The sequence below is a fragment of the Paraburkholderia sp. TE9906 genome (genome assembly GCF_056279605.1).
In genome coordinates this window covers 1-1,528 of the sequence record NZ_JBWCCT010000042.1, presented here as the reverse complement: position 1 = coordinate 1,528, position 1,528 = coordinate 1, and the positions used below count along the sequence as shown (strand labels likewise).

The following is a 1,528-nucleotide window of genomic DNA, read 5'->3' as shown; positions in this document are numbered from 1 at the left end:
AGGTCAAACGGTCATCCGCGTGTGGCGAAACGCAGGCAAGCTCTCGGCGATGGGTCCAACCGGCGCCGGGTACGCTTCACAGGGGGCTGCGCTTCTCCACGTTCAGACAACCGTGACGGTGGGGGCAGCGTCATGCACTTACGGGCGGGTAGAGGCCACCTAGAATTACCCGTGGCGGCGCAGCGGGTCAAGGGTCAACACATAGTTGAAGTTGTACGTGGCGAAGCGCCTTCCATCGTTTCTACCGCGCCTCCCGCGCGGGCCGGGCAGGCTGACGCAGGCCACCAGGGCGATGTGCGCCGCCCCGCCCGTTCCGCGTCACTTTTGCCACATACCGTCGATGCACGGTTAACGATTTCTTCATGTTCTGTCGATGGCACAGGCTCGCGCTTCTGACCACGATGAATCAGGCTAACGTGAGCGGCGCGGTGCGCCGCCGCTGGGCAGCCTCTGCCCGACGCTTTGTGCCTGTGCACGCGCCTCGACAACACGCGCACGCCAGCGAAGCGGCAGCGGTCGATGACAAGGAGATGAACATGATAAGCAAGCATTTAAGCATTTTGTCCGCAACCGCCGCTGCACTTCTCTCGCTCAGTGCCGCCGCGCAGGCCGGCGACCACGGCGAGCACGGCGACCACGGCGGCCTTTGCTCGAACGCAACGCTAAAGGGACCGTTTAGCTTTATCGGTCACGGAGAGATACTTGGATTGAAAGCTGCCGATGGTACGTTGCATCCGTACGCCGCCCCGTCGATCCTCGATGACGTCGCCCTGGTGACGTTCGACGGCAGGGGCACTTTTCAACGCACCGACTTCGGCATGATTGGCGGGTTGCCGAAAGGGGGCAGACGACCTTCAATCCGAACCAGATCGGCACCTACGCGGTGAACTCCGATTGCACCGGCACCATGAAAATCGTCTATACCGCCGGCGGAGCCGTGCCGGCCGGCGTCGAAACTGATTTGAACATTGTCGTCGCTGCCGACGGGACGCTCGTCGAATCCGTTGTCTACAGGGCCGTCACCGTGTCAGGCGTGAGCGGGGACGGCAACGTAAGGTGTCCATCGGATTGCGAGCAAGGTGTGCAAGAAAGTTTTGAAGGGAAAAAGGTCCTGTTCTACGGCTTCCGTTAGTCGAGTCCCGGATGGACTCGCGCTCGCTCAGGCGCTTGCTATGAGTGGCGCTGAGCCCGACCTTGGGCGCAGGTTTCCGGTCCTTTGATTCCCGCGCCTTCGGCGTGACGATTGGGTCACTTCCCCGACCTATCGCGATACGGAGGGCGCCGGCGCCCCTGATGCTGGCGGACACCCACGCCACCAACATGATCATGGCTGCCCAAGGTTGGCGGAGCGTCGATCACATGATCGCGAGCGTAAGACCGTTGTTGGGGTCGCAGCGGATGTTCGAACGTCCGCGAGAAGGTCAGGTTGAATGTCCCTGACTGGCCGATCTGGGCCTGACGACGACCGGCTCAAGACGACCCGCTGCGGCCGGTCGACCCAGTGCTATTCCAAAGGCAGCTTTCGAGG

General features: G+C 62.2%; 2 protein-coding genes. Both read left to right on the top strand.

Going from position 1 to position 1,528, the window contains the following annotated elements; genetic code table 11:
- The first annotated feature begins 401 nt into the window (after positions 1-401).
- The gene (locus tag ACZ9H4_RS37055) at positions 402-887 is read left to right on the top strand and encodes a hypothetical protein (protein ID WP_476123241.1); all 486 of its coding nucleotides are present in this window, start codon (positions 402-404) and stop codon (positions 885-887) included.
- A gap of 20 nt (positions 888-907) precedes the next feature.
- Positions 908-1,132, top strand: a complete 225-nt coding sequence (locus tag ACZ9H4_RS37050; RefSeq protein ID WP_476123239.1) for a hypothetical protein — start codon at positions 908-910, stop codon at positions 1,130-1,132.
- Positions 1,133-1,528 lie beyond the last annotated feature (396 nt).